The following is an 8,866-nucleotide window of genomic DNA, read 5'->3' on the forward strand; positions in this document are numbered from 1 at the left end:
ACATCACTCGATCAACACACACCATCTAAATATTCTCATTTATGAATAAAGGCAATGCCTTAGTTCATACTATCCACATCCTCATTTATTGATATATTTTCAGCATGTAACCCTTTCGGTCCTTGCACCATATCATAATGAACAGATTGGCCAGCCTTCAAGGCACGGTACCCGTCCATCTTAATAGTGGAATAATGAGCAAAAATATCTTCATTACCGTCTTCAGGGACAATAAAGCCAAAACCTTTAGTGTTGTTAAACCATTTTACTTTACCGATAGCCATACTCTTTCCTTTAAACTTGATCTGTAGTGAAAAATCCCCATTACATAAATATACATACTGTATTTAGAGTAATGATTTTTGGACGATGAGCTAGAAACATCTATACTTAAAAGTAGATATTACGTAGTTGATCTGTCAAGGTTAGTCCATAGAAATAATTGAAAATAATCAGTTAACGTCTACTATTAGGTTATATAAACAAATAATGAGTAAAGAAAATACCAGTACCATCGATGAGCATAAGATAAATGAATCGGTAGAAAAAAAGGTTCAACCACCCTCGATGTACAAAGTAATATTAAATAATGATGACTACACGCCGATGGAGTTTGTAGTAGAAGTGTTATGTCGTTTTTTCAACATGGACGGGGAGAAAGCTAACCAGGTAATGTTAACCGTGCATTATCAAGGCAAAGCAGTATGTGGCGTATATACCGCAGAGATTGCAGAAACTAAAGTGATGCAAGTAAATCAGTACGCTCAGAAACATCAACACCCATTGCTATGTTCCTATGAACAAGCTTAAAATTTTTGGCCTTTGAGGTTATTTACATGTTGAATAAAGATTTAGAACAAACATTAAACGAAGCTTTTATATTTGCAAGACAGCACAAACACGAGTTTATGACTGTTGAACACTTACTATTAGCGTTATTAGATAATGCTGCTGCATTAGAAGCATTACAAGCATGTAACGCAGATATTGAGCTGATTAGAACCGAGCTCACTAATTTTGTTCAAGACACGACCCCATTAATGGTTGATGATCCTGATAATTCTCAAGAAACCCAGCCGACACTTGGATTTCAACGTGTATTACAGCGCGCAGTATTCCATGTTCAATCGTCAGGTAAAGCCGAAGTTACTGGTGCGAATGTGTTAGTTGCTATCTTCAGTGAACAAGAGTCTCAAGCCGTTTATATTCTTAAAAAATCAGATGTCACTCGATTAGATATCGTCAACTTTATCTCTCATGGTGTCAGCAAATTAGACGATGAACCATCACCTGAATCAGACACTCAAGCAGAAAACGGCGAAAGCGAAGAAAATGCATCGATGCTGAGTCAATATACAACCAATCTCAATGTGCATTCGAAAGAAGGGAAAGTCGATCCGCTGATCGGACGTGACCATGAAGTGGAAAGAACGATTCAAATTTTATGCCGTCGTCGAAAAAATAATCCGTTATTAGTCGGTGAAGCCGGTGTAGGTAAAACAGCCATCGCAGAGGGATTAGCATATCGAATTGTGAATGATGATGTACCCGATGTGATAGCTTCTTGTACTGTTTATTCCTTAGATTTGGGTGGCTTGCTCGCAGGGACTAAATATCGAGGTGACTTTGAAAAGCGCTTGAAAGGTATTTTAAAAGAGCTGAGTAATGATCCTGATGCTATTTTATTTATTGATGAAATCCACACAATTATAGGAGCAGGAGCTGCATCAGGTGGGGTGATGGATGCATCTAACTTACTAAAGCCTAAGTTATCAAGTGGTGAATTACGTTGTGTGGGCTCAACCACTTACCAAGAATATCAATCTATTTTTGAAAAAGACAGAGCACTGGCACGGCGTTTCCAAAAAGTTGACATAGTGGAACCCAGTGTTGCGGATACCACTAAAATTCTGATGGGCTTGAAATCACGTTATGAAGAACATCATAGTGTGAAATACACACACAAAGCGATTCAAGCCGCTGCTGAATTATCTGCGAAGTACATTAATGAACGTCAACTACCCGATAAAGCCATCGATGTTATTGATGAAGCCGGCGCGTCACGTCGTTTGTTACCTGAAAATGAACGTGTGGAAGAAATTAACGAATTAGATATAGAAAAAATTATAGCTAAGATTGCCCGCATTCCTGAAAAATCAGTATCAGCATCAGATATGGAAGTATTAAAGAATTTAGGGCGTAACTTAAAAATAGTTGTTTTTGGTCAGGATAAAGCGATCGAAACACTGACCGATGCGATTCATTTATCGCGTTCAGGGTTAGGCACTGAGCAAAAGCCGATTGGAAGCTTTTTATTTGCCGGCCCAACAGGGGTAGGTAAAACGGAAGTGACGGCACAACTTGCTAAGATAATGGGTGTTGAGCTTGTGCGTTTTGATATGTCTGAATATATGGAGCGTCATGCCGTTTCAAGGTTAATTGGCGCACCTCCAGGTTATGTTGGGTTTGATCAAGGTGGTTTATTGACGGATGCCGTGATTAAAAATCCTTATTCTGTCGTCCTTCTGGATGAAATTGAAAAAGCGCATAGCGATATCTATAACATCCTCTTACAAGTGATGGATCATGGCACGTTAACCGATAATAATGGTCGTAAAGTTGATTTTCGCAATGTGGTGTTAGTGATGACGACCAATGCCGGCGTCCAAGAAACAGTGCGTAAATCGATTGGATTTAAACAACAAGATCATTCTCATGATGCTTTATCAGCCATTAATAAAGTCTTTTCACCGGAATTTAGAAATCGTCTTGATGGTATAATTTGGTTTAACCATTTGGAAAGAGACGTGATTTTACAAGTAGTAGATAAATTCTTGATTGAGTTACAAGCTCAGCTTGATGCTAAGAGTGTCGCTTTAGAGGTTTCACAAGAAGCCCGTAATTGGTTAGCAGAACAAGGCTATGATAAATCAATGGGGGCTCGTCCAATGGGACGATTGATCCAAGAGAAGGTTAAAAAAGAGCTGGCTAATGAGCTGCTATTCGGTTCTTTGACTGCCGGTGGCGCTGTTTCTGTTGATATCAAAGATGATAAATTGACATTCAATTATGCTTCAGCCGAACAACCTGACGTGGTTTCAACTGCTGAAGAATAGAGAGCCAGACATAAAAAAACCGACATTAACGTCGGTTTTTTTATGTGTGTTTATTACTGAATTTTTCAAAATAAACCCATTTGAAAATCATCAATAATAATTAATCGTTATTAACGCGCACGGTAAATGATGCGGCCTTTAGATAGATCGTAAGGGGTGATTTCAACAGTGACTTTATCACCGGTTAAAATACGGATGTAATTTTTACGCATCTTACCAGAAATATGAGCTGTCACTACGTGACCATTTTCTAATTCAACACGGAACATAGTGTTAGGTAGTGTATCTAACACAGTACCTTCCATTTCAATACAATCTTCTTTTGCCATTTTTTGGGAAATACCTTTAATGATGCTAATTTGACGCGCAGACAATACAGAAAAAACGATGAACTGTAAAGCAATACCTGTTATTTTTTACTTCCCTCGACCCAAAGTTCACCATTAAAACGTTCGTTAGGAACAAAAGCACTTTTATAGTTCATTTTACGGCATTCATCAATTTGATAGCCTAAGTACAAATAGTCGTAGTCATACTTAAGGCTATATTCTATTTGTTTTAGGATCATATAAGTGCCGATAGAACGTTGTGGCATAAAAGGGGAGAAAAAAGTGTAAAAGGCTGAGAAACCGGTCTCAGTTTCATCGGTCACGGCGATTGCAATCACTTCTCCGTTAAGGCTTGCTTCTAACAATAAGGGAGCTTGCCATTGCGAATAAATAAAATCAGTAAACTGATCTTCATTGGGCGGATACATGGACCCATCTTGATGACGTGCACAAATATACTGGCTATATAAATCAAAATATTGTGCAAGTTGTTGATTGAAATATGTTGAGCCATATTCAACGATGCGACATTGAACATCAGCATTTTTATTTAAAATACGTCTCTGGCTTTTACTGGGTTTGAATTGTCTGACATCGACTCGTATAGACTGACACTTTTGACAAGTTGGGCAATGAGGACGGTAAATTTGCTCGCCGGAACGACGAAAACCAGCTTGGATAAGATGTGAATAAGGGACTTTTGATTCCTTTTCTGCTGGCACATATATGAGTAACTGTTCTTGTTTGTCGGGTAAATAACTGCAGTCAAACGGTTGGGTAACACCAAATTTCACAATATAATTCCTTGTGGTTGCCACATATCTGATGGCATCACCATATCTGTTGCTGAATGAAGCTGCTTTAAATAGTCGTGTCGAGAGACTTCTATTACGCCCATCGATGCAAGATACGGATTTTGCATCTGACAATCAATAAATGCGCCATTATATTGTTGCATATGATGAACTAGCGCGATAAATGCTAATTTTGACGTGTTTGCTTGGGTATGAAACATAGACTCGCCACAGAACACACCGTTAAGTCCTATGCCATATAAACCACCGACTAATTGACCTGATGGATCCCAGATCTCTATAGAGTGGGCTAATTTAGCTTTATGCAGAGACTGGTAAGCATTTACCATGGTTTGCGTGATCCAGGTACCGTTTTCTACAATACTGCCATCGTCATGTACAATGGGACCTCTAGGGATGGCAGCACATGCTGTGATGACGGCGTCAAAAGCATGGTTAATTGTAATAGAATGTTGTGATTTATTCAGCCACTTACGCGTCGTTTTACTAATATATAGTGCATCTAATGGGAGCACTCCACGCGGGTCTGGAGACCACCACAAAATGGGTTCGTTGGCACTAAACCAAGGAAATATCCCTCTGCGATATGCGTTTTCAAGACGTTCTACAGACAAATCACCACCAAAGGCAAGCAACCCGTTGGGCTCAGTAAGTGCTTGAGCAGGATCAGGAAAGTCAGTCGAGTAGTGAGCTAGTTCGGGTAGGGTAATCATGTTTGGAATGAAAAAAGCGAGCTCATCGCTCGCTTTTTATGCTTACTCTTGTGAGTCTAGGTACTTTTCAGCATCTAATGCAGCCATGCAGCCGGTTCCTGCTGAAGTAATTGCTTGACGATAGATATGGTCAGACACATCACCTGCGGCAAATACACCTTCAACACTCGTTTGTGTTGCATTACCTTCGGTGCCTGACTGAACTTTGATGTAACCATCTTTCATTTCAAGTTCACCTTCAAAAATATCAGTATTAGGTTTATGGCCAATGGCAATGAATAAACCCATTACTTCGATATCTTCTTTGGCATCAGATTGAGTATCAGCAACACGAATATGTGTCACACCCATTTCATCACCTAATACTTCATCCAGTGTTCGGTTAAAGTGTAATACCACATTGCCGTTTTTCGCTTTCTCAAGTAAACGATCAGAAAGAATTTTCTCACTTCTAAAACTATCACGACGATGAATTACATGAACCTCAGAAGCAATATTTGATAGGTATAACGCTTCTTCAACAGCAGTATTACCACCACCAACAACCGCTACTTTTTGGTTACGGTAAAAGAAACCATCACATGTAGCACATGCAGAAACACCTTTACCTTGAAACGCTGTTTCAGACTCTAAGCCTAAGTATTTAGCTGATGCACCAGTACAAATAATAAGTGCATCACAAGTGTAAGTACCATTATCACCGGTTAACGTGAAAGGGCGTTTGGATAAATCAGTTTTGTTAATATGGTCGAAAATGATTTCAGTATCGAATTTTTCCGCATGTTGTTGCATACGTACCATAAGATCTGGACCAGTTAATCCCTCTGGATCTCCAGGCCAGTTTTCTACTTCAGTTGTTGTCGTTAACTGACCACCTTGTTGGATCCCGGTCAATAAAACTGGGTTTAAATTTGCGCGAGCTGCATAAACCGCTGCAGAATAGCCAGCAGGTCCTGAACCTAATATAAGCAATTTTACGTGTCTATTTTCAGACATTGAGTTCTCCAATAAGACCTAGATAGGCCAAAAAATGTTGTTGTTATATATGTTGTGTCACTAGATGATTATTCAAGGTTAAAGATGTTTCCAAATGGACTTTATCTATTAATTTCCATTTTAGTAAACTGCATGTTACCTAACTACGTAATTATTTAGTATAGTAAACATTCATTAGACAGATTTTAAGGGGGCGGAATGTCATTATCTATTGCCACTATGGTCAAAGATGGGCATACGTATATGAAAACTTGGCCACTCAAACGGGAGCTATATAGCTTATTTCCTGAGTGCAGAGTGATCACCGCCACTAAATTTGCGATGAAAGTATTACCAGCACTTGGGATTTTTACTATTATATTGTTGGTTAATAATCATTCAATGACTTATTTACCACAAGCACTTGCGATGGGGGGGATGTTTTTCATTATTCCTTTGCAAGGTCAAATCTGGTTAGGGCATCGTGCTAACCAAGCGTTACCGCCTAGCTTACATGCATGGTATGTTGATATACGCCAAAAAATGCAAGAACAAGGCTGTACTTTACCGCAAACACGAAAGGCACCTAGATATATGGAGTTAGCGGCGCTTTTGAAAATGGCATTCGATGACTTGGATAACGCATTCACTGAGCGTTGGTTTTAAACTATTTCCATCCGGATGACTACTTATCTTAAACCACTTGCTGTTGTAATGTGTCTCCGCATGTTTTACAGCGGTATGTTTGCTTACCTTGAACAATACGATTATGCCTAATCATCGATAATTCGATCGTGCCACACTGACACTGATATGTGACTTGCCTAACTCTGCGCAGATGATTAACCGGTAATTGATGGGTGGTGGTGGGCAATACATCAAATACATATTTCATCACCGAACGCCATTCTTTGCCATGGGGTTTGACCTGTCCAAATACATGATAAGTAATCAAATGTGCCAGTTCATGAGGGATAACGTCTGACCAATAATATGCATGATGTTCAGAATAAAGTTGTTCGTGTAGGTGAAGTGTGTTGTGGTTTAATACGGCATAACCGGCTTTTGTGCCACTTGAAAACCAGTGCAAAGTAGGTGAGGGGAACTGACGATTAAAATATTGCTGTGCTTGCTTGATGAGATCATCAATACGTTGAGCTATTTGTAGGTGTTCGTTTGGTAAATAAGCCATGAAATTGCGTTGTTACCCGTTAAATTGCAGTCAAAAAAAACGCCCAGAGCATATACTACTGAGCGTTCACCAAGATGATACTATTTTATTCCTAAAGTTGACACTCTAAGCACAAGGCATACGTTGCTTTGGGATCATTTAAACGTGTAATGCCATTGATATCTTTTACTACGGAGCGGATTAACCCAACCAGCGGACTATTGGATTGATCAACTTGTGTATTAACTAACCATACTGACGCATTGCGGAGCAACTCTTGGATAAATTGCTCTTTAGGCGATAACGTACGCTCAATATAAGTCACTTCGTAGTCTGTTAATTCGGCTAATTCAGCTGCTGATGATAGGGCTTCATTTAGTGTGCCTAATTCATCCACCAGCCCTAGTTCAAGCGCAGTAGTGCCAATCCATACACGCCCTTGAGCAATAGAATCTACTTGCTCGAGTGTCATATTACGATTCTCAGCCACTAAGGTTATGAATTTTTCATATCCTCGCTCAATATTGCGCTGAATAAGATTACCCAAGCTATCTGGTAATGTCTTTGCAAGAGAATTAAATCCAAACTCTGTCGTTTGAACACCATCACTATATACACCTAAATAAGCTAAAGATTCTTCATATGTCATTAGCATACCAAAAATACCAATAGAGCCAGTGATTGTACTCGGGGAAGCAATGATTTTATCAGCACTTGCAGATATCCAATAACCACCTGATGCTGCATAGGTGCCCATCAATGCGACCACTGGCTTACCTGCATGACGTAATTCTTCGACTTCTTGGCGAATGATTTCAGAAGCAAATGCACTTCCACCTGGTGAATCAACATGCATGACGACAGCTTTAACATTATCATCTAAACGCGCTTTACGTAATAATCGTGCTGTCGAGTCACCACCAATAGTACCTGGTGATTGTGTGCCATCAAGTATGGTGCCTTTTGCCACCACAACGGCAATCGCATCACCTTTAACAGTTTTTGGGAATGGAAGATTTATTTTTTGTAAATATTCGCTATAGGTAACCCCTTTATAACCATTGCCACTGTCACTTTCACCGACTAAGTCAATCATGTCTTGACGCATTTGTTCACGTGTTTTTAGTTCATCTACCCAGCCGTTTTGCAGCGCATATTGTGCTAAATCACCATTAGCAGCTTCAAACTTAGGCATAAAATTAGCCACTGTGTCATCAAAATTATCTACATCAATATTACGCGCCGCGGCAACGTCATGTTTGTATTGATCCCAATAAACCGATAACCATGCTTCGTTAGCTTCACGTGCTGCATCAGACATGTCATTGCGGATGTAAGGTTCAATAGCAGATTTGAAAGTACCCACTTTAAACACGTGGGTTTTGACTTTGAGTTTTTCAATGGCTTCTTTGTAATACATGCGATTACGGCTGTAACCTTCAAATAACATGCCGCCTTCAGGGTTAAGGTAAATTTTGTCAGCATGTGCAGCTAAATAATATTGGCTTTGAGAGAAGTAATCACCCATCGCAATAACCGGTTTCTCAGACGTTTTAAAGTCATCAATTGTTGCGGCCACGGTGCGTAATTTATGTAGACCACCACCACCGAAATAACTTAAATCAAGTACTAGCGCAGCAATACGTTTATCTTGCTTAGCATTATCTAATGCTTTGACTACATTACGATCCAGTATTTCGCTAGGGGCACTTTCGCCACCAAAAGGTTCAGAAACAAATTCGTCAAA

Annotated in this window: 10 protein-coding genes; 3 read left to right on the forward strand and 7 right to left on the reverse strand. The window is 39.5% G+C overall.

Translation table 11 applies throughout. The features are described from left to right. Positions 1-59: 59 nt before the first annotated feature. Positions 60-284 (reverse strand): cold shock domain-containing protein CspD, encoded by a 225-nt coding sequence (gene cspD, locus G2999_RS07455; protein WP_010180302.1) that lies wholly within the window; start codon positions 282-284, stop codon positions 60-62. Between the two features lie 205 nt (positions 285-489). Between cspD and clpS the strand changes: the two genes are divergently transcribed. Together clpS and clpA are read left to right on the forward strand one after the other, a co-directional pair. Continuing rightward, the gene (gene clpS, locus G2999_RS07460) at positions 490-810 is read left to right on the forward strand and encodes an ATP-dependent Clp protease adapter ClpS (RefSeq protein WP_010180304.1); all 321 of its coding nucleotides are present in this window, start codon (positions 490-492) and stop codon (positions 808-810) included. 26 nt (positions 811-836) lie between these two features. Further along, entirely contained in the window at positions 837-3,116 is a 2,280-nt protein-coding gene (gene clpA / locus G2999_RS07465; RefSeq protein ID WP_010180306.1) for an ATP-dependent Clp protease ATP-binding subunit ClpA, read from the forward strand. 110 nt (positions 3,117-3,226) lie between these two features. Here the strand turns inward: clpA and infA are convergent, their stop codons facing one another. From infA to trxB, 4 genes are all read right to left on the reverse strand, one after another. Next, positions 3,227-3,445 carry a translation initiation factor IF-1 gene (gene infA, locus G2999_RS07470; RefSeq protein ID WP_010180309.1) on the reverse strand — a complete coding sequence of 73 codons (219 nt, stop codon included), beginning with the start codon at positions 3,443-3,445 and terminating at the stop codon, positions 3,227-3,229. 80 nt (positions 3,446-3,525) lie between these two features. Continuing rightward, a complete protein-coding gene (locus G2999_RS07475) occupies positions 3,526-4,239 on the reverse strand; it encodes an arginyltransferase (RefSeq protein WP_010180310.1) in 714 nt (237 codons plus the stop codon). Further along, entirely contained in the window at positions 4,236-4,973 is a 738-nt protein-coding gene (gene aat / locus G2999_RS07480; protein WP_010180312.1) for a leucyl/phenylalanyl-tRNA--protein transferase, read from the reverse strand. The genes G2999_RS07475 and aat overlap by 4 nt, the downstream gene beginning before the upstream one ends. A 42-nt stretch (positions 4,974-5,015) precedes the next feature. Beyond that, entirely contained in the window at positions 5,016-5,969 is a 954-nt protein-coding gene (gene trxB / locus G2999_RS07485) for a thioredoxin-disulfide reductase (RefSeq protein ID WP_010180315.1), read from the reverse strand. Positions 5,970-6,167: 198 nt separating this feature from the next. Here trxB and yfbV point away from each other — a divergent pair, with 198 nt between their 5' ends. Continuing rightward, on the forward strand, positions 6,168-6,614 hold the full coding sequence (yfbV, locus tag G2999_RS07490; protein WP_010180317.1) for a terminus macrodomain insulation protein YfbV: 447 nt from the start codon (positions 6,168-6,170) through the stop codon (positions 6,612-6,614). A gap of 28 nt (positions 6,615-6,642) precedes the next feature. Here yfbV and G2999_RS07495 read toward each other — a convergent pair whose 3' ends face one another. Next, positions 6,643-7,140 (reverse strand): SprT family zinc-dependent metalloprotease, encoded by a 498-nt coding sequence (locus G2999_RS07495; RefSeq protein ID WP_010180318.1) that lies wholly within the window; start codon positions 7,138-7,140, stop codon positions 6,643-6,645. A gap of 91 nt (positions 7,141-7,231) precedes the next feature. Then, a partial coding sequence (sppA, locus tag G2999_RS07500) for a signal peptide peptidase SppA (protein WP_010180320.1) occupies positions 7,232-8,866 on the reverse strand: 1,635 nt, incomplete at its 5' end.

This window comes from Glaciecola sp. HTCC2999, from assembly GCF_000155775.1.
In the GTDB taxonomy this organism is placed as follows: Bacteria; Pseudomonadota; Gammaproteobacteria; order Enterobacterales; family Alteromonadaceae; genus Opacimonas.